The organism is Streptomyces hilarionis (genome assembly GCF_024539675.1).
GTDB lineage: Bacteria > Actinomycetota > Actinomycetes > Streptomycetales > Streptomycetaceae > Streptomyces > Streptomyces hilarionis.
Window position 1 is genome coordinate 1 of record NZ_JAHHIT010000140.1, and the last position, 24,480, is coordinate 24,480.

The 24,480-nt window shown below is 73.4% G+C and carries 20 protein-coding genes and 2 pseudogenes; 7 read left to right on the plus strand and 15 right to left on the minus strand.

Features of this window, described 5'->3' with window-relative positions; translation table 11 throughout:
- Positions 1 to 73: 73 nt before the first annotated feature.
- The 4 genes from KMS84_RS28990 to KMS84_RS29005 all read right to left on the minus strand — a co-directional run bounded on the left by KMS84_RS28990 (position 74) and on the right by KMS84_RS29005 (position 4,198).
- Positions 74 to 1,069 (minus strand): SRPBCC domain-containing protein, encoded by a 996-nt coding sequence (locus KMS84_RS28990; RefSeq protein ID WP_256919430.1) that lies wholly within the window; start codon positions 1,067 to 1,069, stop codon positions 74 to 76.
- 153 nt (positions 1,070 to 1,222) lie between these two features.
- Positions 1,223 to 2,860: a polyamine aminopropyltransferase gene (locus KMS84_RS28995; RefSeq protein WP_256919431.1), complete on the minus strand. Its 1,638-nt coding sequence runs from the start codon at positions 2,858 to 2,860 to the stop codon at positions 1,223 to 1,225.
- An 81-nt stretch (positions 2,861 to 2,941) separates the two neighbouring features.
- The gene (locus tag KMS84_RS29000; protein ID WP_256919432.1) at positions 2,942 to 3,481 is read right to left on the minus strand and encodes a DUF2617 family protein; all 540 of its coding nucleotides are present in this window, start codon (positions 3,479 to 3,481) and stop codon (positions 2,942 to 2,944) included.
- 414 nt (positions 3,482 to 3,895) lie between these two features.
- Positions 3,896 to 4,198, minus strand: a complete 303-nt coding sequence (locus tag KMS84_RS29005) for a hypothetical protein (protein ID WP_256919433.1) — start codon at positions 4,196 to 4,198, stop codon at positions 3,896 to 3,898.
- 309 nt (positions 4,199 to 4,507) lie between these two features.
- Between KMS84_RS29005 and KMS84_RS29010 the strand changes: the two genes are divergently transcribed.
- A complete protein-coding gene (locus tag KMS84_RS29010) occupies positions 4,508 to 5,704 on the plus strand; it encodes a pyridoxal phosphate-dependent aminotransferase (RefSeq protein WP_256919434.1) in 1,197 nt (398 codons plus the stop codon).
- 81 nt (positions 5,705 to 5,785) lie between these two features.
- Here the strand turns inward: KMS84_RS29010 and KMS84_RS29015 are convergent, their stop codons facing one another.
- On the minus strand, positions 5,786 to 6,322 hold the full coding sequence (locus KMS84_RS29015) for a type III secretion system chaperone family protein (RefSeq protein WP_256919435.1): 537 nt from the start codon (positions 6,320 to 6,322) through the stop codon (positions 5,786 to 5,788).
- A 142-nt stretch (positions 6,323 to 6,464) separates the two neighbouring features.
- Between KMS84_RS29015 and KMS84_RS29020 the strand changes: the two genes are divergently transcribed.
- The gene (locus KMS84_RS29020; RefSeq protein ID WP_256919436.1) at positions 6,465 to 7,019 is read left to right on the plus strand and encodes a hypothetical protein; all 555 of its coding nucleotides are present in this window, start codon (positions 6,465 to 6,467) and stop codon (positions 7,017 to 7,019) included.
- Between the two features lie 96 nt (positions 7,020 to 7,115).
- On the opposite strand, the gene clpB is transcribed toward KMS84_RS29020, so the two are convergent.
- A complete protein-coding gene (clpB, locus tag KMS84_RS29025) occupies positions 7,116 to 9,713 on the minus strand; it encodes an ATP-dependent chaperone ClpB (protein ID WP_256919437.1) in 2,598 nt (865 codons plus the stop codon).
- A 118-nt stretch (positions 9,714 to 9,831) separates the two neighbouring features.
- On the opposite strand from clpB, the gene KMS84_RS29030 reads away from it, so the two are divergent.
- Positions 9,832 to 10,245, plus strand: a complete 414-nt coding sequence (locus KMS84_RS29030) for a pyridoxamine 5'-phosphate oxidase family protein (RefSeq protein ID WP_256919438.1) — start codon at positions 9,832 to 9,834, stop codon at positions 10,243 to 10,245.
- A 329-nt stretch (positions 10,246 to 10,574) separates the two neighbouring features.
- On the opposite strand, the gene KMS84_RS29035 is transcribed toward KMS84_RS29030, so the two are convergent.
- Together KMS84_RS29035 and KMS84_RS29040 are read right to left on the minus strand one after the other, a co-directional pair.
- Complete coding sequence (locus KMS84_RS29035; RefSeq protein ID WP_256919439.1) at positions 10,575 to 10,910, minus strand: Rieske (2Fe-2S) protein; 336 nt, start codon at positions 10,908 to 10,910, stop codon at positions 10,575 to 10,577.
- A complete protein-coding gene (locus tag KMS84_RS29040) occupies positions 10,907 to 11,182 on the minus strand; it encodes a hypothetical protein (RefSeq protein ID WP_256919440.1) in 276 nt (91 codons plus the stop codon). Before KMS84_RS29040 ends, KMS84_RS29035 begins: the two co-directional genes overlap by 4 nt.
- Before the next feature lie 142 nt (positions 11,183 to 11,324).
- On the opposite strand from KMS84_RS29040, the gene KMS84_RS29045 reads away from it, so the two are divergent.
- Together KMS84_RS29045 and KMS84_RS29050 are read left to right on the plus strand one after the other, a co-directional pair.
- Complete coding sequence (locus tag KMS84_RS29045) at positions 11,325 to 12,308, plus strand: helix-turn-helix transcriptional regulator (RefSeq protein WP_256909760.1); 984 nt, start codon at positions 11,325 to 11,327, stop codon at positions 12,306 to 12,308.
- Between the two features lie 39 nt (positions 12,309 to 12,347).
- Positions 12,348 to 13,385, plus strand: coding sequence for a helix-turn-helix transcriptional regulator (locus KMS84_RS29050; RefSeq protein ID WP_256919441.1), 1,038 nt, complete (start codon positions 12,348 to 12,350; stop codon positions 13,383 to 13,385).
- A gap of 127 nt (positions 13,386 to 13,512) precedes the next feature.
- Here the strand turns inward: KMS84_RS29050 and KMS84_RS29055 are convergent.
- Positions 13,513 to 14,532 (minus strand): annotated as a pseudogene (locus tag KMS84_RS29055) (helix-turn-helix transcriptional regulator); the annotation flags it as partial.
- A gap of 409 nt (positions 14,533 to 14,941) precedes the next feature.
- Positions 14,942 to 16,051, minus strand: coding sequence for a sugar ABC transporter substrate-binding protein (locus tag KMS84_RS29060; RefSeq protein WP_256919442.1), 1,110 nt, complete (start codon positions 16,049 to 16,051; stop codon positions 14,942 to 14,944).
- Positions 16,052 to 16,550: 499 nt separating this feature from the next.
- On the opposite strand from KMS84_RS29060, the gene KMS84_RS29065 reads away from it, so the two are divergent.
- Positions 16,551 to 17,867 (plus strand): hypothetical protein, encoded by a 1,317-nt coding sequence (locus tag KMS84_RS29065; protein WP_256919443.1) that lies wholly within the window; start codon positions 16,551 to 16,553, stop codon positions 17,865 to 17,867.
- Positions 17,868 to 17,924: 57 nt separating this feature from the next.
- Here KMS84_RS29065 and KMS84_RS29070 read toward each other — a convergent pair whose 3' ends face one another.
- The 5 genes from KMS84_RS29070 to KMS84_RS29090 all read right to left on the minus strand — a co-directional run bounded on the left by KMS84_RS29070 (position 17,925) and on the right by KMS84_RS29090 (position 23,684).
- Positions 17,925 to 19,655 carry a type IV secretory system conjugative DNA transfer family protein gene (locus KMS84_RS29070; protein ID WP_256919444.1) on the minus strand — a complete coding sequence of 577 codons (1,731 nt, stop codon included), beginning with the start codon at positions 19,653 to 19,655 and terminating at the stop codon, positions 17,925 to 17,927.
- A gap of 95 nt (positions 19,656 to 19,750) precedes the next feature.
- The gene (locus KMS84_RS29075; protein ID WP_256919445.1) at positions 19,751 to 21,850 is read right to left on the minus strand and encodes a peptidoglycan DD-metalloendopeptidase family protein; all 2,100 of its coding nucleotides are present in this window, start codon (positions 21,848 to 21,850) and stop codon (positions 19,751 to 19,753) included.
- A gap of 6 nt (positions 21,851 to 21,856) precedes the next feature.
- Complete coding sequence (locus tag KMS84_RS29080; protein ID WP_256919446.1) at positions 21,857 to 22,537, minus strand: hypothetical protein; 681 nt, start codon at positions 22,535 to 22,537, stop codon at positions 21,857 to 21,859.
- 163 nt (positions 22,538 to 22,700) lie between these two features.
- Positions 22,701 to 23,063, minus strand: coding sequence for a DUF4913 domain-containing protein (locus KMS84_RS29085; protein ID WP_256919447.1), 363 nt, complete (start codon positions 23,061 to 23,063; stop codon positions 22,701 to 22,703).
- 36 nt (positions 23,064 to 23,099) lie between these two features.
- The gene (locus KMS84_RS29090) at positions 23,100 to 23,684 is read right to left on the minus strand and encodes a hypothetical protein (RefSeq protein WP_256919448.1); all 585 of its coding nucleotides are present in this window, start codon (positions 23,682 to 23,684) and stop codon (positions 23,100 to 23,102) included.
- A gap of 331 nt (positions 23,685 to 24,015) precedes the next feature.
- On the opposite strand from KMS84_RS29090, the pseudogene KMS84_RS29095 reads away from it, so the two are divergent.
- Positions 24,016 to 24,480: pseudogene (locus tag KMS84_RS29095) on the plus strand (hypothetical protein); the annotation flags it as partial.

Genomic DNA, 24,480 nt, shown 5'->3' on the forward strand with positions numbered 1-24,480 from the left:
GTGGCGGGCGGGGAGCCGGGTGTGACGGCGACCCGCCGGGCCCGGGGGGCCGCCCACGGGCGCCGCGGGGCCGTCAGGTCCGGCGGCGCAGCGCCCTGCCGACCACGATCGCCGACGCGACCACCAGGGCGGCCGCCGGCGCGGCCCAGCGCAGGGTGCTGTTCGGGACGACGGTCTGCGGGGCCGGGACCGGCGCGTAGCGCCCGCGCGGCGGAGCGTGGTCCACCTCCTCCGCGCTGCGGCCGATCATCGTGCGGCGCGCGTGCGCGGCCTCGGCGGCCGGCTCTTCGGGACCGGTGAGGCCGTCCAGCCCCGACAGGGGCGCTTCCGCCTCGAAGACGTCCTCGAGCTCCTCGACGTCTTCGGCGTCCTCGACGTTTTCATGGACGGCGGGTTCGTCGACGTCGTCCAGGTCGCCGGCGTCGCCCGGGTCACCGCCGTCCACGCCGTCCGGAGCGGCCGCGGCGTCCCGGGCCTGCCGGGTCTTCGCGTCGTCGGCCCCTGCTGCGGCTTCCGCTGCGGCTGCGGCCTGGTCCGTCCCGCGCCCCTCCGTGCCGCCGTCGGTTTCCGCCTCGCCGGGGGGCTTCCCGGACGGGCCGGCCTGGGGAGCGGGGGCCGGCGCCGGGCCGGTCTTCGGCGTGTCCTCGGCCGAGCGCGCGCCCAGGTTTCCCGCGAAGCGGTTCAGCAGGCGGGCGACCGCCGAGTCGACCGCCTCCGACGGCAGCTCCGTGACCCGGCCGTCCGCCGTGGCCGTCCCCTCGAAGCGGAGCGTCGCGCCGCCGTCGGCGTCGCGCAGCCGCAGCGTGAGGGCGAGTTTCACGGAGCCGCCGCCCCTGGCCTCGGTCGCGTCGCCTTCCACGGCGTAGCCGCCGTCCTCGCGCGGCGAGACGCGTACGGCGCCCCGGTAGGTGATGGTGTGGCCGCCGATCCGCACCTTCAGCCGCCCGGCCACGGGTTCGGTGCCGGCGTCCTGCTGGAGGCCGGGGACCGCCCGGGCCACCTGCGCGGGATCGGCGAGGGCCGCCGTCAGCCGCTCGGCCGGAACCGGAACGAACACCTCATGCTCCATGAGTGCGGAGCCTACCCAGCCCGCACGGGAAAGCACCCGGTGAAACCGGGATTCCGTCGCGTCGCGCCCCGCCCGGTGGTACGTGCGCCCGTGGCCCGCCGGCCGGCCCATGGCAGTCGCCCCGCGGGGGCGCCGACGGCGGGCCGCGGCACGTCAGTAGCGCGGATGCACCAGCGTGGAGGCCCGTGCGCCCGTCACCCGCGTGCCGTCCGCCGCCCGGCCGTCGGCCGTGAGCGCGGCCTGGGTCAGGGTGCGCAGGGGCCGCTCGTGCGGGTCGAGGCGCAGGGGGGGGCGGGCGTCGGCGGCGGCCAGGACGAAGCCCCAGTCGCGGGGCGCGCGGGCGGCGTCCGAGGTGCGGTCGGGGCCCGCGGTGAAGCCGGCCGCGCGGCCGTCCACCCGGTAGGGGGCGGTGCGCAGGCCGGCCGCGCGCAGCGTCGCCTCCACCGTCCAGAACACGCGCGGCCGGGTGGCGACCGGTCCCGCGTGCACCACGAGGCGGCCACCGGGGGCCAGGGCGCGCCGGGCGAGACCGTAGAACTCCTGCGAGTACAGCTTGGTGCTGGCCGTGATGCCCGGGTCGGGGAGGTCCGCCACGACCACGTCGTACGTCGCCGTGGACGCCTCGCGCAGCCACTGGAAGGCGTCCGCGGCGTTGACGTGGACGCGCGGGTCGCCGTAGGCGTGGCCGTTGAGGCCGGACAGCGCGGGATCGGTGCGGGCCAGCCGGACCAGGCCGGGGTCGGGGTCGACGACGTCGACGCGGCGGACGCCGGGGTGGGCGAGCGCCTCGCGGGCGGCCAGTCCGTCGCCGCCGCCGAGGATCAGCACGCGCGCGTGGGGGCCGTTCATCGCCGGGTGGACCAGCGCCTCGTGGTAGCGCCGCTCCTCGCGGCCGCCGACGCGCAGACGGCCGTCGAGGTACAGGTCGAGCGGGCGGCCGCCGACCCCGCCGGTGAGGACGATCTCCTGGACGCCGGTCTGCACGGCCACCCGTACGTCGTCGCCGTAGACCGCCTGCCGCGACGCCCGTTCGAAGTCGTCGACGAGGACGGCGGCGGAGGCGAGGACGCCGAGGACGGTGACGTTGGCGACGAGCAGCAGGGCGCGGGCCCGGCAGCCGAGGTCGCGGCGGAACAGGCCGAGCACCAGGGCGGCCCCCGCCACGACGTTGACCGCGCCGGTCAGCAGCGAGCTCGTCAACTGGCCCAGGAACGGCAGCAGCAGGAAGGGAAAGGCGAGGCCGCCCACGAGCGCGCCCACGTAGTCCGCGGCGAACAGGTCGGCCACCGCGCCGCCCGCGTCCTGGCGGCGGATGCGCTGGATGAGCTCCATGAGCAGCGGCACCTCGGCGCCGATGAGCAGGCCGATGGCCAGGGAGAACGCGACGAGCAGGACGCGGGGGCCGTTGGCCCACAGGCCGCCCCAGGCGCCCGTCCAGGCGAACACCGCGTACAGGGCCATGGCGCTGCATCCGCCGACCAGGGCGAGGGCCGCCTCCAGCGCGCCGAAGCCGGCCGCGGCGAACCGACGCAGCCGCTTGGCGGCGAGGGAGCCGATGCCCATCGCGAAGACCATGACGGACAGCACGACGGAGGCCTGGGTGACGGAGTCGCCCATCAAGTAGGAGGCGAGCGCGACGAGTTCGAGTTCGTAGACGAGACCGCAGGCGGCGCAGACGAAGACGCACGCGAGGACCAGGAACCGCCCGGTGTCCGGCCGGACGGGGAGCCGCGCGGGGCCCCGCCAGGACGGCGGGGCGCCGGGCGGCGCTGGGGCGGGCGCTTCGATCACGACTGCGACGTTACGTTACGGGGCAGGCACCCTTCGTCACCCACACGTGTGGATTTCGCCGCTGTTTGCGGCGCTGTGCGTTTAGGTCGCCGTCAACGGGACCGGGTCGCCCGAGCGGGCCCGGATGCCCACTCTGGTGCGCGTCGCCACCAACTGCCCGTCCTGCGGGTAGGCGTGCCAGGTGCGCCAGTGCACCTGGCCCTCCTGGCGCTGGACGAGCAGTGCGGTGAAGGCGTGCGGGCTGCCCGGGAAGACGCCGGCCAGGCCGTGCGGGTGCTCGGAGACGAGGGCGAGGAGTTCCTGGGCGCGGCCCGCGAACTGCCCCGGCGAGAGCACCTCGACGCGTGCCGCGAACTCGTATTCCCAGTCGCCCACCCGCTTGGCGACGCCCAGGGGGAGGGGGGTGCTGCTGCCGGGGATGCAGGCCACCGTCTCCGAACAAGAGCCCTGCTCCTCCTCCAGCAGCACCTGGTGCGAGGCGCCGAGAAGTCGCAACTGCAGCTTGGCCGCTGACAGTTCGAGATCGAGAGTGGCGAGGGCGGGCAGCGGCTCGCGCCCCAGGGCCCAGGCGAGATCGGCTGCGCGCGTGTCGGTGTAGGAGGTGTTCAGGGTCGTGAGCATGGGTCGGCTCCGCGGAGAAGCAAATGATGAGGAGGTGGGTCCGGCGCACCCAGGACGACACCGGGAGACGGCCCCGGTCAGCCCGGTCTGGGAGTGTCGCTGGCTCGGCACGTCCGAAGAGGGTCCGAAGGGCTGCGTCGGTGGTTTAGAGGGAATCATGAACTGCGGAGCCGCCACAGCGTTTTTACCCAACTTCGTGGGGTTTCCATCCCTCAGGGGGCTACACAGCTCAATTGTTCAACAATGGCGTGCGCCGGGCGAGGCGTCGTGCGCCCGCGCGCCCCACATGAAAGCCCCGGACACGGGTACGCGCATGCGCCGGTCTCGACCCGGTGCGACCGCGGGGCCCGTGGTCGGCGGCGGGCCCCGCGGTCCGGATGCGGCTTCCCCCGCGGGGAGCTCAGCTGCCCCGTGTCAGCTGCCTCCGCCGCATCCGCCGCCTCCTCCGCACGAGGATCCGCCCCCGCAGGAGGACCCGCCTCCGCAGGAGTGCCCCCCGCCGCAGGAGTGGCCGCCGTGGTGCCCCCCGTGGCCGCCGCCGCCGGAGCCGCCGTCTCCCCCGCCGGCCCACCAGCTGCCCGCGGCCGCCCCGCCGCCGGATGTGCCGCGCGAGCGGCCGCCGCGGTGCGACTTCGCGACGCCGCGCCGGCCGGCGTTGGCGAGCATGGCCACCACGAACACGATCGCGATCACCGCCAGGATGATGCCGAAGACCATGGCGTCACCCTCCTTCCGAGTCCCCCGAAGCAACCCCCCGTGGGCGCCTCGCGCGGTGCCTGAGCGCCACGTGAACGGGGGATGCCCGTCCGCCTCCGCGGCCAAAGCAGAGTTGAGGAACTTCAGAGGGTTCTGCCCGGGCAACGGCCCCTGACCTGCGCGGACGGCCGACGTCGAAAGGCTGGTGGCGCGGGTCGCGGGGCGCTCCCGCGTCGGCGGTCCGCCCGGGCGCCCGGCCCGCGGCGGCTTCGCCCCCACCCCGGGGCGCCGGGCCGGTGAGGTTGAGGAACCGCCGGGCTTCGGCGCAGGATGACGCTCATGACCTCCACCGCGCGCCCGTTGCTCAACCGTCGCCTCGCCGAGTTCGGGACGACGATCTTCGCCGAGATGTCCGCGCTGGCGGCGTCGACCGGCGCGATCAACCTGGGCCAGGGGTTCCCCGACACGGACGGTCCCGAGGAGATCCGCGAGGCGGCCGTGCGGGCGCTGCGGGACGGACGCGGCAACCAGTACCCGCCGGGTCCGGGCGTCCCCGAGCTGCGCACGGCGATCGCCGACCACCAGCGCCGCCGCTACGGCCTGGCCTTCGACCCGGACACGGAGGTCCTGGTCACCGCGGGGGCGACGGAGGCCATCGCCGCCTCGCTCCTCGCCCTGCTGGAGCCGGGCGACGAGGTGATCGCCCTGGAGCCGTACTACGACTCCTACGCGGCCTGCATCGCCATGGCGGGCGCGGCGCGCGTGCCGGTCACCCTGCGCCCGGACCCGGAGCGGGCCCGCTTCCGCCTCGACCTGGACGAGCTGCGCGACGCGGTCACCGACCGCACCCGGCTGCTGCTGATCAACACCCCGCACAACCCGACGGGCACGGTCCTCACCCGCGCGGAGCTGACGGCGATCGCCGAGCTGGCGGTGGAGCGGGACCTGCTCGTGGTGACCGACGAGGTGTACGAGCACCTGGTCTTCGACGACGCCGAGCACGTGCCGCTGGCCACGCTGCCCGGGATGCGCGAGCGCACCGTCACCATCGGCTCGGCGGGTAAGACCTTCTCCTTCACCGGCTGGAAGGTCGGCTGGGTGACGGCGGCGCCCGCGCTGGTCACGGCGGTGCGTTCGGCCAAGCAGTTCCTGACGTACGTCGCCTCCGGTCCGTTCCAGTACGCGGTCGCCGAGGCCCTCGCGCTGCCGGACGCCCACTTCGACGCCTTCCGCGCGGACCTGCGGGCCAAGCGCGACCTGCTGGCGACGGGGCTCACGCAGGCCGGGTTCGCCGTCTTCCGCCCGGCCGGCACCTACTTCGTCACCACCGACATCCGCCCCCTCGGCGAGCACGACGGCCTGGCCTTCTGCCGCTCGCTGCCCGAACGCGCGGGCGTCGTCGCCGTCCCCAACGCCGTCTTCTACGACCACCGCGAGGCGGGCGCCCCCTTCGTCCGGTTCGCCTTCTGCAAGCGCAAGGGTGTGCTGGAAGAGGCGGTGAACCGCCTCAAGGCGCTGGCAGTCTGACGACACGCAGAGAGGCGCCCGTCCACGGGGTGTGGACGGGCGCCTCTCGGCGTGGGGGGGGGCGGGCAGGTCCCGGGGGACCTACTCGTCGTCCTCCTCGGGCTTGGTCTCCGCGGCGTCGACCTCGGACTCCAGGCCCAGCTGCTCGACCAGCCACTTGTCGAACTCGATGGCCGCGCGCACCCAGCTCACCGTCGACGAGACGAACAGCTCGATGTTGACGCCGGCGCCGATCAGCAGCTGCGCCTCGCCGATGAGGCGGACGGTGCCGTCGTCGTGGGTGTGGGTGTAGACCTTGGGCCACAGGGTGCGCCGGTTCCAGTCGTCGATCGACTCCAGGAGCTGGAGCTTGTCGTCGATCTTGTGGGCCCGGTCGTAGAACGTCCGCACCGAGTAGACCGCCTGGTCACCCTCGCCGCGGAACATGAAGTACGTGCGGAACTCCTCCCACGGCGCCGCGAGGTCGCCCTCGTCGTCGACGACGTACTTCAGCTCCATCTGGTCGAGGAGCTGCTTCACGAGATCCTGATCCGGGACGACGGGGCCCGCCGGTCCACCCTGGGGCTGCGGCTCGGGCTGGCCCCCGAAATTCGGAATCGAGGACGGGTCGATGGTCACCGTGTTTTTCCCTTCGTACGGATCCCGCCATCCTCCCCCATGCGGGGAGGGGGGTGGCAACCCCCGCCGGGCCCTGTCAGCCCTGAGCTGACAGGATCCGGCCTGTTGTACCAAGGGGCGGTGACGGGCGGAGGGGAATCGCATGGCGAACGGGCGAAGCGGAACGGACGGACGGCCCGAGGCGGGCGGCGGGGTGGCCGGCGAGGCGGCCGGGCGGGCGGCGCCGGCCGGGGGCCGGACACGGTGGGGCGTGGTGGCGGCGATCCTGGCGCTGCCCGTGTTCCTGGTGGCGGGCCTGCTGGCGCTGATCGCCGTGTGGGCACTGGGCGACGACGCGGAGACGGACGGGACGCGGCTCAGGAACGTCGACTGCGCCGAGGCGCTGGCGTTCGGCGGCGCCGGCCTGCCGGCGGGCGTGCGGGACGCGCGCTGCACGGTGCAGTCCTGGCTGGACACGAACTACCAGGCCGACTTCCGCATGCCGCGCGCGGGCGTCGACGCCTGGCTGAAGGACGCCTATCCCGGGGCGCCGGGTCCGGGCGGCCCGGGCACCGCGACCTGCGGCCAGGACGCGGCCCGCTGCTTCCAGCTCGACGTCACCGGGCGCCCCGGCACGGAGGCCTACTACGTCCACGTCAGCGTGACGTACGAGAACGCCGAGACCGCGCGGGTGCGGTACTCGGCGTTCACGACGTGACCCGACGGCGGGCCCGGACGCCCTGACGAGTGCCCGGGCGGGCGCCGGGCACTCGTGGCCGGACGGCCTGCCCGGACGTCGCGGGCCCGCGGGGGGCTACAGCTCCTTGCCCGTCGCGGGGCCCACGATCAGGCCCTCCCCGAACGCGTCCACCCGGACCGTGTCGCCGTCCTTGACCTCGCCCGCCAGGATCTCCTTCGCGAGCCGGTCGCCGATGGCCGTCTGGACCAGGCGGCGCAGGGGCCGGGCGCCGTAGGCCGGGTCGTTGCCCTCGTCGGCGAGCCAGGCGAGGGCCGCGTCGGTGATCTCCAGGGTGAGCCGGCGCTCGGCGAGCCGCTTGGCGAGCCGGTCGATCTGGAGGCGGGCGATCCGGCCGAGCTCGTCCTTGTTCAGGGCCGAGAAGACCACCAGGTCGTCGAGCCGGTTGAGGAACTCCGGCTTGAAGGAGGCCCTCACCACCTCGAGGACCTGCTCCTTCTTCTCCGCCTCGGTGGACACCGGGTCGACCAGGTACTGGCTGCCCAGGTTGGACGTCAGCACCAGGATGGTGTTGCGGAAGTCGACCGTGCGGCCCTGGCCGTCGGTGAGCCGGCCGTCGTCGAGGACCTGGAGGAGGACGTCGAAGACCTCCGGGTGCGCCTTCTCCACCTCGTCCAGCAGGACCACGCTGTACGGCCGCCGGCGCACCGCCTCGGTGAGCTGGCCGCCCTCCTCGTAGCCGACGTAGCCGGGGGGCGCGCCGACCAGACGGGCGACGCTGTGCTTCTCGCCGTACTCCGACATGTCGATGCGGATCATGGCCCGCTCGTCGTCGAAGAGGAAGTCGGCGAGAGCCTTGGCCAGCTCCGTCTTGCCGACGCCGGTGGGGCCGAGGAAGAGGAAGGAGCCGGTCGGGCGGTCGGGGTCGGCGATGCCGGCGCGCGAGCGCCGCACGGCGTCGGAGACCGCCTGGACCGCCTGCGCCTGGCCGATGAGCCGCTTGCCCAGCTCGTCCTCCATGCGCAGCAGCTTCTGCGTCTCGCCCTCCAGCAGGCGGCCGGCCGGGATGCCGGTCCAGGAGGCGACGACGTCGGCGATGTCGTCGGAGCCGACCTCCTCCTTGACCATGGTGTCCTTCGCGGCCTCCTCCTCGGCCTCGGACGCGGCCTCCAGGTCGCGTTCCAGGGTCGGGATCTCGCCGTACAGCAGCTTGCTCGCGGTGTCGAAGTCGCCGTCGCGCTGGGCCCGTTCGGCCTGGCCGCGCAGGTCGTCGAGCTTCTCCTTCAGCTCGCCGACCCGGTTGAGGGACTGCTTCTCCTTCTCCCAGCGGGCGGTCAGGCCGCGCAGCTCCTCCTCGCGGTCGGCGAGGTCGCGGCGCAGCTTGTCCAGGCGCTCGCGGGAGGCGGCGTCGGTCTCCTTGCTGAGGGCCAGCTCCTCCATCTTCAGACGGTCGACGGAGCGCTGGAGCTCGTCGATCTCGACCGGCGAGGAGTCGATCTCCATGCGCAGGCGGGAGGCCGCCTCGTCGACGAGGTCGATGGCCTTGTCGGGCAGGAAGCGGGAGGTGATGTAGCGGTCGGACAGGGTCGCGGCGGCGACCAGGGCCGCGTCCGCGATCTGCACCTTGTGGTGGGCCTCGTAGCGGCCCTTGAGCCCGCGCAGGATGGCGATGGTGTCCTCGACGGTCGGCTCGGCCACCAGCACCTGCTGGAAGCGCCGCTCCAGCGCCGGGTCCTTCTCGATCCGCTCGCGGTACTCGTCGAGGGTCGTCGCGCCGACCATGCGCAGCTCGCCGCGCGCGAGCATCGGCTTGAGCATGTTGCCGGCGTCCATCGCGGAGTCGCCTCCGGCGCCCGCGCCGACGACCGTGTGCAGCTCGTCGATGAAGGTGATGATCTGGCCGTCGGAGTCCTTGATCTCGGCCAGGACGGTCTTGAGGCGCTCCTCGAACTCGCCGCGGTACTTCGCCCCGGCGACCATCGCGCCGAGGTCCAGCGCGACGAGCCGCTTGTCCTTGAGGGACTCGGGCACGTCGCCCTTGACGATCCGCTGGGCGAGGCCCTCGACGACGGCGGTCTTGCCGACGCCGGGCTCGCCGATGAGGACCGGGTTGTTCTTGGTGCGGCGGGACAGCACCTGCACGACCCGCCGGATCTCGGTGTCCCGGCCGATGACCGGGTCGAGCTTGCCCTCGCGGGCGGCGGCGGTGAAGTCCGTGCCGAACTTCTCCAGGGCCTTGTACTGGCCCTCGGGGTCGGCGCTGGTCACCCGGCGCCCGCCGCGGGCCTTCTGGAAGGCCTCCTGGAGCTTCTTCGCGGTCGCGCCCTGCCGGGTGAGCACCTCGGCGGCCGGGCCGCCCTTGGCGGCGATGCCGAGCAGCAGGTGCTCGGTGGACAGGTACTCGTCCCCGAGGTCGCGGGCGCGGCTCTGCGCGTCGGCGACGACCGCCAGCATGTCGCGGTTGGGCTGCGGGGGCGCGACGGTGGACCCGGCCACGCTCGGCAGCGAGCCGAGCGCCTTCTCGGCCCCGGCGCGCACGGCGGCCTGGTCGGCGTCGACGGCCGCGAGCAGGTCGACGATGTTCTCGTTGTCCTGGCCCTGGAGCAGAGCCAGGAGCAGATGGGCGGGGGTGAGGTCCGCGTGCCCCTGGGACACGGCCCTGCTGCTGGCCGCGTTGATCGCGTCCCGGCTCCGGTTGGTCAGCTCGGCGTCCACGTTCGCTGTCTCCTCCTTGCGTCAGCCTCTCCCGTACTGACTCTGTCAGCGTACACAAAGTTGAGTCTATTCCGCTCAAGGTGTGCGTGGGGGTCTTCCGGCGCACTAAGTTCCGACCATGGCCGCATACCCGCAGGACCCGGGCGCCCCGGACGCGCCGTATCTCGCCTTCTGGCAGGAACGCCATCTGTGCACGCTGACCACACCACGTCCGGACGGCAGTCCGCACGTGGTTCCGGTCGGCGTGACGTACGACCCGGACGACCGGCTGGCCCGGGTCATCACCGACGGGGCGAGCCGCAAGGCGCGCAACGTCGCGGCGGCGGGCCCGGACGGCGCCCGGGTCGCGGTGTGCCAGGTGGCCGGCGGCCGCTGGGCCACGCTGGAGGGCCGGGCCTTCGTCCGCACGGAGCCGGAACGGGTCGCCGACGCCGTACGCCGTTACGCCGTGCGCTACGGCCGCACGCCGGGCCCCAATCCCACGCGCGTGGTGATCGAGATCGAGCTGACCCGCGCGATGGGCCGCGGCTGAGTCGCGGCCGAGTCGCGGCCGGACCCGGGCGACGGGAGCCCCGAGGGGGGACGGGGGATCCGCGCGGGGCGGGAAGCCGTGAAGGGCCGGGGATCCGTGAGGGACCTCCGGAGGTGTCGTGAGGGAGCTGTGAGGGACGTGTGAGGCGCGCGAGGGGCGCAAGCGGGGCGCCTGACCGGATTCGCTCCCGTCGATTTCCGGCCAAGGCTCAACCAGGTCCATAACCGGAAATGTCCCCGCAAACTGCAGCGGCGTCACCGTGTTCAGGTCACGGTGACGCCGCTGCGGGGGGAAGCGCCTGAGCGATCTGTTACGACGGGGGAATCGCGTCAGGCACTGCGGGGGGTGGCTGAGATGGTCTTCACGGTCGGGACGTCGGGCTCGACGAGCCGGTGGTCCCGCTGGTCCAGGTTCACAAAGATCATTCCGTACCGGATGGCACAGCGCACGGGCTGCGGCGCCCCTCGGGGCTTGCGCAGGCACCGGTAGGCCCGTACGTCCTCGTCCTCGTCGCGCGTCACGACCACCGGCTCGCCGAACACGGTCACCATCAACGAGTCACCACTGTGGGGGATGGCGGTGACCAGGTCGATGAAGTGCCAGCCGGAGCGGTAGGCGGTCGCCATCTCGCGGCGGAAGGAGCGGTCGTCGGGTGGCGTGGTCATGACTCGGCGACCCACGTGCTGTCGCCCGGGGCGACCCAGGTGCTGTCGCCGGGCGCCACCCAGGTGCTGTCGCCCGGCACGTCTGCCGCCGTGACGACCCAGGTGCTGTCACGAGGGGCGACCCAGGTGCTGTCGCCGGCCACGGCGACGGTGTCGGCGCCCGGGCTCCACGTGCTGTCGCGCGCCGCGTCGGCCGTCGTGCCCGCGAGACCGCTCAGCGCTCCGAAGGCGAGCGCTGCGGAGAAGGCGGCGGCAAGCGCCGAGCGAAGCATTCTCTTATGCATAGTCGGCTTCGTCCTCATTTGAAGGTCACCTCTCCCCCGTCGACTACGACGATGGCCCATTCGGGCACGTCATGGCCACACAATCGATGCATCATGTTCCTGCACGTTCAGGACCCTGGGGGGTGGAGATTTGACGAAAAATGAGACAAAGCAGACACATCCTCATGCGTCGACTGAGCTGTGCGAGGAAGGTCGCCGTCTCTACGGGAACGCTCTTCGGACGGGCCGCATAGCCCGGGCCGACGTGGAGCCCGCTCCCTGTCTGATGGAGTTCGCCCTGCTCCACGCGGACCCCGACGACGCGAACTGGCTGCGCCCGGTACCCCCGTCGATCGCCCTGTCCCAGCTGCTCAACCCGATCGAACGCGAGATCACCCGACGCAGGCGGCTCTCGGTGGAACTCGCCGACGCTTTCGAGCCGTTCATGACCCTCAGCGCCCAGCCGACGCCGACCACACACTCGATCACGGTGCTGGAGGGCATCGACCGGATCAACGCCGCGCTCGATCTGGCCACCTCGCAGTGCCAGACCGAGATGCTCACCGTCCAGCCGAGCCGCCGCCGCCTCGAGCACACCCTGGTCCAGGGGCTGGAGCGCGACAGACCGCTCATCGACCGCGGCTGCCGCATCCGCACGCTCTACCAGCACACGGCCCGCTACAGCCCGGAGACGCTGGCCTACGTCTCCCAGTTCACCGAGGGCAAGGTGGAGTACCGCACCATCGACGAACTCGTGGAGCGGCTGATCATCTGCGACGAGACCGTGGCCTTCATCCCCACCCGGGACGACGGCCAGGTCGCCCTCGAACTGCGGCACCCGGGACTGGTCCGCTACCTGATCAAGGTCTTCGAGTTCATGTGGGGCCGTGCCGTCCCGCTCGCCACCGGCGCCCCCTACGAGACCGCGCCCGACGGCATCACGGAGATCCAGCACTCCATCGCCAAACTGCTCGTCGAGGGACACGTCGACGAGGCGATAGCGCGCCGGCTGGGCATGAACGTGCGCACCTGCCGCGCCCACATCGCCAAGCTCGCCACCGCCCTGGGCAGCGGCAGCCGCGCCCAACTCGGCTTCCTCATAGCCCAGTCGGGGATCCTCAAACAGGAGCCGTGACCCGCCCGGAAAACGAAGAAGACATCAGGGGGAACCGCAGTGAACGCGCCGCCGCACGCCCACCACGGCGTGGAGGACCTGTGCACCGCGGGCCTGCGCCTCTACGAACAGGCCCTGCGCGACGGCCGCGTCAAGACCGAGGACGCCGAGGCGGCGGCCCCCTGTCTGCTGTCGGTCGGCCTCCTGCACCCGGTCGTGGACGACCTGGCCCAACTGGAGCCCGTGGCGCCGGCCGTCGTCCTGCACCGGCTGCTGCGCTCCTCGGGCGCCCGCATCGCCGAGGAGCGGCGCCGCGAGGAACGGCTCGCGTCGCTCTTCGAGCCCCTCATGCGCATCGACGGCGCCCGCACGGCCACCACCGAGCCCGTCTCCCTGCGGCTCCTCAGCGGCACCGAACGCATCAACGAGGCCATCACCGAGGCGACGTCCGAGGCGGCCACCGAGGTGCTCTGCGTCCAGCCCCACGTCCACTACAGCGGGCCGCGCGGCGAGACGGCCCACGCCGTCGCCATGGCCCGCGACCAGGCCCTGCTCGACCGGGGCTGCCGGATCCGCACGCTCTACCAGCACACCCAGCGCCACCAGCCCCTCGTCCTGGCCCGCTACGAGCAGCTGCGGGGCGACGCGCAGGCCCGCACCCTCGACGAGGTCACCGGCCGACTCATCGTCATCGACGGCGCGGTCGCCTTCATCCCCGCCGGCGAGGACGGCCGCCTGGCCCTGGAGGTCCGCCACCCGGCCCTCCTGACGTACTTCACCACCACGTTCGACCGCCTCTGGCGGCTGGCCACGCCGATGTTCCCGCAGGCCGTCCAGCGGCCGTCCAGGGGCGGCGTCACCCCTCGGCAGCAGGCCATCGCCGCCCTCCTCGTCGAAGGGCACACGGACGCCGTCATCGCCGACCGGCTCGGCATGAACGTCCGCACCGCCCGCGTCCACATCGCCAAGCTGGCCGCCACGCTCGGCAGCGAGAGCCGCGCCCAACTCGGCTACCTCATCGGGCAGTCGGGGATTCTCGACCCGGAACAGCGCCGGGCGCCGGAGCCGGGCCGGACGCAGGGCCGGGACCAGGGGTAGCGGCGGGCGCAGGAGGAGCGGCGGCGTCGGCGGAGAAGCCGGCGGACGCCTCGGCGGAGGCGCCGACGGCGGTGTCGGAGGTGTCGCAGGCGCCGCAGGCGCCCACGGACGCGTCCGTGGGCGGGGCGGGGGCCGGGACGCCCGCGGAGATGCCCGGCGCCGCCTCGTCGGGCGGCCGGTCGAGGCCGACCTGGGCGATCCGCACCCCCAACTGGGTGCGGCTGGCCGCTCCCAGGGTCTCCGAGAGGCGGGCGATGTGCGCGCGGCAGGTGCGCACGCTGATGCCCAGACGCTCGGCGATGACCGCGTCCTGGTGCCCCTCCGCCAGCAGGGCGGCGATCGACTGCTCCCGGTGGGAGACGCCCTCGACCCGCGGGTCGGGAAGCGGGGCGGTGAGCGGGATCGCCAGCCGCCACAGCCGCTCGAAGACCGTCACCAGGTAGGAGACCAGCGCCGGGTGCCGCAGCTCCAGGGCCATCGTCCGGTCGGCGTTGGCCGGGACGAAGGCGACCGTGCGGTCGAAGAGCATCAGCCGGTCGATGACCTCGTCCAGCGTGCGGGCCTCCACCGTGTCGCCCATCAGCTCCAGGTAGTTGAGCAGCCCCTGGCCGTGCCGGGCGACGTGGTTGTACAGGTCCCGCATGCGCACGCCCCGGCCGCGCAGCTCCAGCGCGCGGTGCAGGCCCTCCGACAGCTCGTGCTCGCGCCGGATGCCGCCGGGCTGCACGGTGAGGACCTCGGTGGTGCACGCCTCGGTCGCCGCGTCCAGCGCGGCCTGGATGCGGGAGGGGCCGTCCAGCACGCGGATCGCCGCGCCCTCGCCGGCCGCCGCCCGCTCCGGCCCGCCCAGCCCCGCGTACCACTCGAAGGCGGCGACGGCCGAGCCCACCCGGCGCTGGCTCTGGCTGACCTCGTCGTGCAGGCCGCGCAGCAGCCGGGTCATGACCTCCTGCGGGGAGGTCGGCACCAGCCAGTCCATGTCGTCGGGGTCGGGGTGCAGCAGGGCCAGTTCAAGCAGACACGGGACCGGCTCGGCGTCGGTCCGCGCCACCCGGCCGCGTCGTACGGCCCGGGAGTACACGCGGTCCCCCACCTCGCACAGTCGGTCGGCACCGTGTGGATGCTCCTCCGTCCCGTGCCCGGCCATCGCCCATCCCACCCCCGCCGTACGCCTCTTCCGGAGCGCAACTATGCGCGGCCGGGACCGGCTCCGCAACACGGCTCCTCCGGCCAGGGCCGTCGAAAAACACCCTTCTGTAGGGGTTCCTCCCGGCCTCCTCCCCCGGCACTGCAACAAGCTGACGGTGGTGCGGGGCCCTCGCGGGGGTGCAGGGTGGGTTCCGCTTACCCCCCGGGGGCACGTCACCCGGGAGCAAGCGGAACCGACCCGGCCGGGCCACGGGGGAGTCCGGCCGGGGTTCCGGGGCCGTCGGCGGCACGCGACAAGGGTGTGCGCGGCCTGCGAGTCGCGCGACGGCGGGCCGGGCGGCGGCGGGCGTGACAGCGACCGGCGCGAAGGCCGGTGGCGCGGGGGCCGGTGACGCGCTGCCGGGGGATCAGTTGAGCTTCAGGGCCTGGCAGTCGGCCTTGTACTTGGCGGTGCAGATGTCGGAGACCTTGTAGATGCCGTCCGCGATGACCGTCTGCTTGATGTTGTCCTTCTTCAGCGCGACGACGGTCACCAGCTTGGCCGGAATGCCCTTGGTCGTCGGGCTGTCGACCTTGTCGCGGGTGAGAGCGTCGAACTGGATGTCGCGGCCCTGGACCTTGGCGACGGCGGCCTGGGCGGCGGCCTCGGCCATGGCCGGGTACGGCTTGTAGACGCTCATGAACTGCTCGCCGGCGATGATGCGCTGCACGGCCGACAGTTCCGCGTCCTGGCCGGTGATCGGGGGCAGGTCGCCGGCGCTGACGCCGGCGGACTCCAGGGCCTTGATGATGCCGCCGGCCATGGCGTCGTTGGCCGAGTAGACGCCGGCGATGTTGCCCTTGCCGACCGCCTCGATCGCCTGCGTCATGTTGGCCTGGGCGGCCTCCGGGCTCCACTTGTCGGTGTCGTACGACTTCGCGATCGTGACCCGGCCGCTGAGCTCGCTGAGCGCCCCCTGCTTGAACTGGGCGGCGTTGGGGTCGGTGGGCGACCCGTTCATCATGATGATCTTGTCGGCGAGGCTGACGGTGCCGAGGGCCTCCGTGAGGGTGCGGCCCTGGACCTCGCCGACCAGCTCGTTGTCGAAGGAGACGTAACCGTCGATCGGGCCCTGGGCCAGGCGGTCGTAGGCGATGACGGGGATGCTGGCGTCCTTGGCCTTCTGCACCATCGGCGCGATGGCCTTCGAGTCGACCGCGTCCAGCAGGATGATGTCGACCTTGTCGTCGATCATCCGCTGCATCTGGGTGCTCTGCTTCTCCGTCGACGCGGCGGCGTTCGCGTAGTCGGTCTTGCCCTTGCCGTCGGTGAGTTCGGCGACCTTCCGCTTGATGATGGGGTAGTCGAACTCCGCGTAGCGCGTGTTCGTCTCCTCCGGCATCAGCACGCCCACCGTGATGTCGTCGGTCCGGGTCGGTGTCGCGTCCGCCCCGGTCTCCGACGCCCCGAGCATCCCGCAGCCGGCGAGCGAGAGGGACATCGAGGAGGCGACCACGGCTATGGCGATACGACGCATTCGGGGGCTCACTTCAGGTGCGTTCGGTGCAATCGGTGCAATCGATGCAGTACGGGCATGGGTGCGGCATGGTGACCCAGGTGTCTGAAAAAGACAACGCGGGACCGACCTCCGACGTCAAGCGGAACTACTTAACGAAGTAGCAACATCACGCTCCGCTCAGCGGGTGAAGACGCATGGAGACGGCGCGGAGACCCTGCGAAAACCCTGCGGAAGCCCGCCGGAGAAGCGCCCGGAAAGGCGGCGGGACATCTCGCAGGCGACGGCGTAGGCCACGGGTCGTGTCCTCGACGGGCCTGCCGCGACGGCCGGGGACGCGGCGACGATTGATCAGGCCGGGGCGGCGGGCGAGGATGAGGGCACCGCACGCCTGCGGGGAGCGCGCGAGAGCCGGGCGAGAGCCGGGCGAACGGTTCCCGGCCGCCCTCGCGTTCGCCCTTCGGCCGGTGGGCGGCCGGGCGTCGGTACTTCCGCGTCGATTCCTCGGAGGGGACTCCTCATGACCGCTCGTTCCGTCGCCGCCCGCCGTGGCCGCGCCGTGGCCGCGACCGCCGTCGTCACCGCGATGGCCGGCGTCGCCCTCGTCCCGGCCGCCACGGTGGCCGCAGGCGCCCCGGGCGGGCACGCGCTGCGGATGACGCTCGGCGCGCCGAGCCCCGGCGGGCCGCTCGTACGCGGCGGGGCGACCGAGTCGATGATCCTCACCGTCACGAACTCCTCCGACCGGGCGCAGCCGTTCGCGGCCTGGCTGCCGGGCACGCCGGACGGGCCGAGCCCGGTGCCGAAGGACTCCGTCGTCTTCGACGTGAGCGCGGTGCACGCCCCGCCGACCAGGTCCGCCGTCGGGCGGCAGGACGGCCTGTTCCAGGGCCGGTTCTTCCCGGCCGCCGGAGACGCGGCGTCCAGCTTCTCGATCCCGGCGAAGAGCGCGTTCACCTGGAAGGTGACGGTCGGGCTCGGCGCCTCGTACCCCACCGCCGACGGCGACTTCACCCTGGTCGCCGACGCGCTGCTGGGGGACGTCGGGCGCGACCCTGCCCACAGCACGGCGGTCCTGAGGACCGACCCGGCGATCGCGCCCGGCAGGCTGACCGTGGCGTGGGAGCACAAGAGCGGCACGGTCGTCCGGCCCGGCCGGCGCGCCGAACTCGTGCTGCGGACCACGTTCACCGGTCCGGGCGAGTTCCCCGCGGAGCTGACCCGCACCGTGGCGGCCCACGACTTCCGTCGCGGCGGCGGCGACCCGGACTTCGTCCTCGAGGCCGAGATCGACGGCAGGATCGTCGGGGTGGAGGAGACGGGCAACGGCCAGTGGGAACTCCCCGCCGTCGCCGCGGGCTTCGGCTCCGCCTCGGGCCCCCAGAGCCTCAAGCTGTACTTCTCGCTGGGCGACAGGAGCGACATCGCCGGGGACACGGTCGTCCCGCTGGAGGTCCTGTACTCCATGGGCGACTCCTGGGGGTTCGGCGGCGCCGAGACCCGGGTGACGGTCGGGCCGGCCCGCCCGACGACCTCGACGACCTCGCCGAGCGCGGAGCCCCCGACGCCGGCCTCCCCCACCCCGACGATCCCGCCGTCCGCCTCCGCCCCGGTCGCCGCCACCCCGTCGGCGTCGGGGTCGGGGTCCGGCTCCGCGGCCGCGGTCACGGGAGGCGCGGCCGGCGGCGCCACCGACCTCCCGGGCGCGAACGGCACGCTCGCCGCCACCGGACCGGGCGGCCCCGTCCGGTACGGCGCGCTCGCCGCCGTCCTGCTGGCCGTCGGCGGTGCGGCGGCCCGGTCCGGGAGGCGCCGTCGCACCACGGCGGGCGGCTGACCCGCCACGCGGTCGGGGACGCGGGCAGGGGGCGCGGAAAGCGGTGCGCCGCTGCCGTCAGCGCGCCCCCGGGTCGTACTTCCGCAGCGAGGCCCGCACCTCGTCGGAGTACGCCCCCTCCCACCAGGGGACCGTCTCCACGAGCACCGGCTTGGTGCCGGAGGCGAGGACGAGGGCCCGTCCGGGCGGCATCGCGCCGAGGTCGGAGACGTGCAGGACGCGTTCGCGGCGCGTGGACTCGCTGAGGGCGCGGTTGCCGGACCAGCCGCCGAACTCCGACTCCCGGCTGGTCTGGTACTCCCGCAGCTCGTACTCGCCGGCCAGTTCGCTGAGATCGCCGAGGAAGCGGGTGTCGGAGACTCCGCCGCCGTAGACGCGGACGTTCGCGGCGGACCACAGCTTCTCCATGCCGCGCTCCCCCCACACCTCGATGCCCTGCGCCCAGGACTGAAGGATCGTCATCAGGATGATGCCGCGCGAGCCGTAGTGGGAGTACAGGTCGGGCAGCGAGCGCCAGCGGCAGACGTTCGCGGCCTCGTCGAGGACGCCGACGAGGGGCAGCGGCAGGCGACCGCCGCGCTGGGTGGTGGCGTACTCCTCGGCGGCCTCGACGACGGCCACGGTCAGCGCCGTCACCAGCGGTCCGGCGGAGTCGCGGCCCTCCCGGCTGAGCGAGTACAGGGTGCCGCCGCCGCGGACGAACGCGTGCGGGTCGAACTCCCCCGCGTACGGGTCGGCGGGCGGCGTCACCCACCGGTTGACCTCGGGGTTGACCAGGCACGACGCCATCTGCTGGGCGACGCCGTAGATCCCGCTGCGTTGCTTGTCCGGGGCGTTGACCACACCGGCCAGCCCGTCCGCGGACATGGCGTGCCCGGCGCCGCGCAGGATCCGCTCCGGGGTGTCGTCCCTGGGGTTGGACAGCCAGGTGTAGATCTGCGTGATCGGGGCCTTGGCGCAGGCGGCGGCCAGCAGCAGGTTGGCGAGCAGGTCCTGGCCGGCCGGGTCGAAGAAGGCGTCGGTGGAGGCGTTCGCGTCACGCGAGCCGCTGGCGAAGTGGTCGGCCATCTTGCGGGCCTTGGCGACGTCCGTGACGTACGACAGCGGGTTCCACCACCAGCTGGGCTCCTCCTGCGCGACCTGCTGCGGGTCGAACACCCACACCGGGCCGCGCGCGGTACGCGGTCCGCGGGTCGCGTCGACGATGTCGCGCTTGTTGGAGGTGACGAGGACCGCGCCGGGCCCGTCGAGGATGGCGGGGATGGCACGCCGGGTCGTCTTGCCCGTCCGGGGCCCCCAGATGTCGATGTGCATGTCCTCGTAGGAGCCGAACAGCGGCTGACGTCCCTTCACGGACCGTCCGATGAACACGCCGGGCGTGCGCGACCGCACGCCCAGGCGCTCGGCCGTGGCGGCCGCGCCCTTCATCGTGAGCCTGCCGAGCTCCTCGCCCTTCGCGAGGTGCCGGGCGGCGCCGTCCACCGTCGGCCTGTCCGTGAGGCGCTGGCGCACCCGGTGGGCCGCCAGGGCGAGGACGCCGACGACGACCGCCTCGCCCGCCGCTACGGCGCTGGCCGCGGATCCGGGCCAGGTGTAGTCGCCCTTGGCCACCTCGACCAGGAAGCTCAGCGGGTTCGACGGCGGAGCGGGCGCGTCGGCGTACCCGGCCCCGACCTTCGCCGCGAACCAGGCGCCGGCCCCGACGAGGAGCACCACCGCGACGGCGATGACGATCTCGAACGTCCAGTCGTCCTCGGCGCGGGGCTTCTTCTGCTGTTCTGCGGTCACCCGCGGGTCCGTCCTTTCCTTCGAGATCTCTCCGGCAGCCGGCCGGCGCCGGTCAGGCCCGGGTGGTCGCCCGGCGGGCGGGCGGGGCGTTGCCGTCAGGCGCCCTCGGCGGCGGAACGGCCGTCGCCCTCGACCGCGTTCGTGCCGTTGGGGATCGGGACCCGGTACACGCCGGTGATCTTGTCCTGGTAGTCCCAGTTGCTGAACTCGACGGACTTGCCCGGCCGCGGCGCATGGATGATCTTGTGGCCCTTGGGGTCCCAGACGAGGCCCACGTGGCCCGAGTGGTTGCCCTCCGGCCGGAAGAAGATGACGTCTCCGGGCTGCGCCTGGGAGAGCGGCACCTCGTACTTCTTGAGGTACGGCTCCTGCGTGTACGTCGTGGTGCCGATGTCGATCTTGCCGCCGCTGGCCATGTAGTACGCCCACTGCGTGAAGCTGGAGCAGTCGAAGCTGGTGGGGCTCTCGCCCTGAAGACGGGGAGCGCCGAACACGTAGGGGACGCCGATGCCGCGCTGGGCCCAGCCGAGGACCGCGCGGATCACCGGGTCGTCGGCGTCGGGCAGGACGCCGGAGGCGCCCGCGCCGTCCGGCGCCACCGCGGCGCCGCCGTTGTTCTCGGCGCAGTCGGCGTACTGCGCGTCCCTGCTGTCCTCGTCGGATCCCGGGACGGTGCCGTAGTCGGGGTTGGCGGTGACCTTGCCCTGCATCCACCCCGCGGGGTCGACCATGCCGGGGCCCTGGTCCTGGCCGCCCACGAACGGGTTGTCGACGCCGGGAACGAGGACCTCCCAGTGCAGGTGCGGCCCGGTGACGTTGCCGGTCGCGCCGACCGTGCCGATCTGCTGGCCGCGCTTGACCGTCTGGCCCACGGACACCTTGAGGGTGGTCTGGTGGCCGTAGAGCGTGACGACCCCGCCCGCGTGCTCGATCTTCGTCATGTTGCCGTACGAGCCGCCGGGGCCGGCGTGGATCACCTTGCCGTCGGCCGGGGCGTAGATCGGGGTGCCGCTGGAGGCCACCAGGTCGAGGCCGGTGTGGTAACCGAGGCTCCACATACGGCCGTTCTGGTGGTACGGGGTGCCGACCGTGTAGGTGCCCTGCTTCATGGGCCACTGCCAGTCCTTGCCGGTGGCGGGCTCCTTGGCGAGCGGGAAGGACACGGTCGTCGCGTGGACGGCCGCACCGTCGCCGCCCGTCGCGCCGCTGTACGCGGCCAGGGACATCGCGGTCGTCGTCCCGCCGTCGTCGCCGTCCAGCGGCGGGGTCGACCAGGAGCGGGCCGGGGCCGCCTTGACGCTGAGCGCGGAACCGGGCTGGGCGTCGTTGCCGACCGGCTCCGGGATGTCCGAGCGCTGCCCGAGGGTGGGGAAGCCGGGGTTCTTCTCGACCGTCTCCTTCAGGTGCGCGTACCAGCGCTTGACGAGGTCCTGGTCGCCGGTGAGCACCCCGCGGTAGCGGGCGGCCTGGGTGAGGACCACGCGCGGGTAGATCGTGTTCGAGGCCGTGGAGCCGGAGTAGGTCTGAAGCGCCTTGAAGGGGGCGGTCTCCGCCTTCTGGGCGTGCAGGAAGTTGGCGGCGGCCCACGCCGCGTCGTCGATGTTGTAGAGGTCCTTGTCGCCGTCGCCGTTGCCGTCGGCGCCGTAGTCCGTCCAGGCCGGCTTGCCGAACTGGAGGATGCCCATGTAGCCGAGGGAGTTGGCGCCGCCGGGCGCGGCCGACTTGTCCTGGCCGAACTTGGTCTCCTGGTACATCTGCCCGGCGATGAGCGTCCAGTCGAGGCCGTCGTAGCGGGCGGCGGCGCGCATCGCGGCGAGGATCATCTTCGGCGGTATCTCGTTGCGCGCGGCCGTGCTCGGCATGTACGTCTTGCCGGCCGGCATGACCGGGTTGGTGGCCGCGGCGTCACCGGTGTTGCCCGCGTTGGCGTTGTCGGCGTAGTCGTCGCAGGACGCGGCCGCGGCCCCGGCGCCCACACCGCCGATCATGCCTCCCAGCAGCGCCAGGACGAGGGTGCCGACCCCGGCGACCGGCAGGCAGCCGATGCCGCCGGCCAGCCACATCCACCTCTTGTCGTTCTTCTTGCCCCCGCCGCTCTGCCCGCCGCCTCCCTGCGCCGCCGCCTTCGCGGCCTTGGCGGCCTTGGCGACCTTCGCCGCCCTGCTCGCTGCGGCCAGCACCGCCGGTGCGACCATGCCCGCTCACGCCCCCGAGTCGTCGGACGCGCCCACGTCGCCGAGGCCGAAGACGTCGAAGCCGGAGACGAGCCAGTCGCCGTCGGCCTCCCTGACCGTCACCAGCCACTGATTGGACTCGGTCGTGCTCCGGCCGTTGGCGGTGTGCACCGCCGTCACCTCGACCAGACTGGACAGGGAACGCCCGCTGTCGCGCACCAGATCGTCGGAGACCAGCGCGTCGCGCCGCACGACGGCCTTGCCCTCGGACGAGCACTGCGCGGCCCGGCAGGTCGCCCACTCCTTGCCGGTGGGCAGCGCGGTCGACTGCTTCATCCGCGCGTCGCCCGTGGTGAGACGCAGGAGGGGAGCGGCCCAGGTCCCGGCCCGGGCGGAGTGGTCGTACGTCGTGAGGCCGGCCATGTACCGGACCATCACGGCATGGGCCTCGGCCGCCTCGGAGGCCGAGACGATCGGGGCGACGGCCTTGCCCTGCTGCTGGTCCGCGCCGGCTCCCTGCCCGTCCGAGCCCGCGTCGCCGCCGCCCGGGGTGACGGCGGGCGCCGCTGAGCCGCCCTTGTCGTCGCCGCCGTCGCCGCTCCCGTCTCCGTCGAACACGGTGAACACGGTGAGTACGGCGATCAGGAGAAACCCGAGCACTCCCAGGGCCAGGAGCCCGGTGCGCTTGTTCTCCGCAGGCAAGTCCACGTTTCCGCGCCTCCCTTGTGCTGAGCCGGTACGGCGGGTGACCGGGACACGGTAGGGGGAGGCGCAAGGGCGGAGTCGGGAGAATTCCCGCCGGGGAAAGACGCGGGGCGGGCGGCGGGAAAGACGGGGAAACCGGCCGCGCCGGCGCGTCTTCGCCCGGCGCTCACTCCGGGCGCGGGTCGACCGGCAGCGGATCGAACGGGTAGGCCGTGTGCCCGTCCTTGGGCGAACAGGCCGCGAAGGGGCCGCCGTCCGCGTCCATCAGCACCCGCAGATGCGGGTCCGCGTGGTGCAGCCACCACGTCGACATGCCGAGGGCCGGGTCCTGGCGCAGGTGTTCCCAGGCCAGCCACAGCGCGGAGAGACGCGCCCCGGCCTCGGGATGCTCCCACCACCTCGGGCACCAGGTCGCCGACGAGCCGTTGACGCGGCGCCGGATCATCTGGGCGAGGTAGTCGGAGACGAAGACGAAGACGTCCGCGAAGTAGAACTCCGGCTCCTTGGAGGCCTCTTCGGTGCTGGTCATCGTGCCTCCGTCGACAGGTCTGCGGTGTTCGCGCGATCAGGTCAGGACGATACCGAGCAGCAGCAGGACGACGACGATCGCGCCCATGACGATGCGCGCCGTCGGATCCTCGCGCTCCCACAGGTCGTGCACGACGGCCCAGCCGGTCAGACGGGCGGCGCGGCCGCCGTGGATGCCGGCGACGGGCGCCTGCTGCCCCTCGTCCTCGTCCGCGCCCTCGGCGAACTCCGGCTCGCGCTCCTCGCCGAAGCCGACCGGCAGCCCCTGCTGCTCCTGGGCCACCAGGACCATCGGTTCCAGCAGTTCGGGGATCGTGTTCGGGGTGAGGGCGTACGCGAAGGTCCCGTACGGCGTCTCCACGCACAGCCGGGCCTGCCAGGGGTCGCCGGGCTCGTACCCGTCGACCCAGGCGCGCTCCGCCTGGAAGACCTGCGGCACCGGGGCCGGGGCCGCGGCCGTGGCGGGGGCGGGGGCGGCGACGGGGGCCGCCTGGAGGGCCGGCGCGGCGGGCGCGGCAGGCGCGGGGGCCTGCTGGACCGGCGGCGCCTGGAGCGGGATCTCCTCGGCCCGCGGCTGCCTCGGGAGGTTCGGCTGCTGGGGGCGCCCGTGGTGGTCGGTCAACTCTCGTCCTTCGCCGGGTCCGTCGGTTCCATGGGGGCGCCGGGCGGGAACCCGGCGCACGTCGGGCGCCTGCGCCCAGCGCATTGTGCGCCCGGAGCGGGGCCGGGCGACGCCTCCCCCGCCAGGCGTGTCCCTGACACTTTTCCCGGCGCGTTTCCCCGAGGGCGCACGGCCGGGAATTCCCGGACTCCCGGCGAGGAAAGCGGCGGCGGTCCGGTGACAGGTCTTTGTCAGACTGCCAGCGCACCTGGCATGGCCAGGGCCCGTCGTGCGGTGCGGCCGTGCCCCGCCCAGGCGGACGGGGAACCGACTCGCTGGAGTAACCGACTCGATGACAGACCACAACAGCCCTGCTGGCGCGGTCGGCGAAGGCCAGCCTTCGGGGCAGCCCGGGCCCTTCGGTCCCTCCCAGCAGCCACCGCAGCAGGCCTGGCAGGCCTCCGCGCCCCAGCAGGCCCAGCAGGCCCAGCCCGGCGCCGCGCAGGGCCACCAGCCCCAGCAGCTTCCCTCCGACGCGGCCCGCGCTCAGGTCGCCGCCGCCTGGGTGCGCAGCACGCCCCGGGCCGGCCAGGCCGCCGTCCCGTCGCTGCCGCCGCGCGAGAGCCGCCCCCAGGGCGAGTCGAAGAAGGACAAGCGCGAGCGGGAGCGGGCCGCCCGCAAAGCGGCCTACGAGCAGAAGAAGGCGGAGAAGGCCCGGCGCAAGCACGGCCCCACGGCAGCCGTCGCCCCCGTCCACGGCACCGCCGCCGCTCCCGCTGCCACGCCCCCGGCGACCACCCGGCCCGGCCTCCCCGCC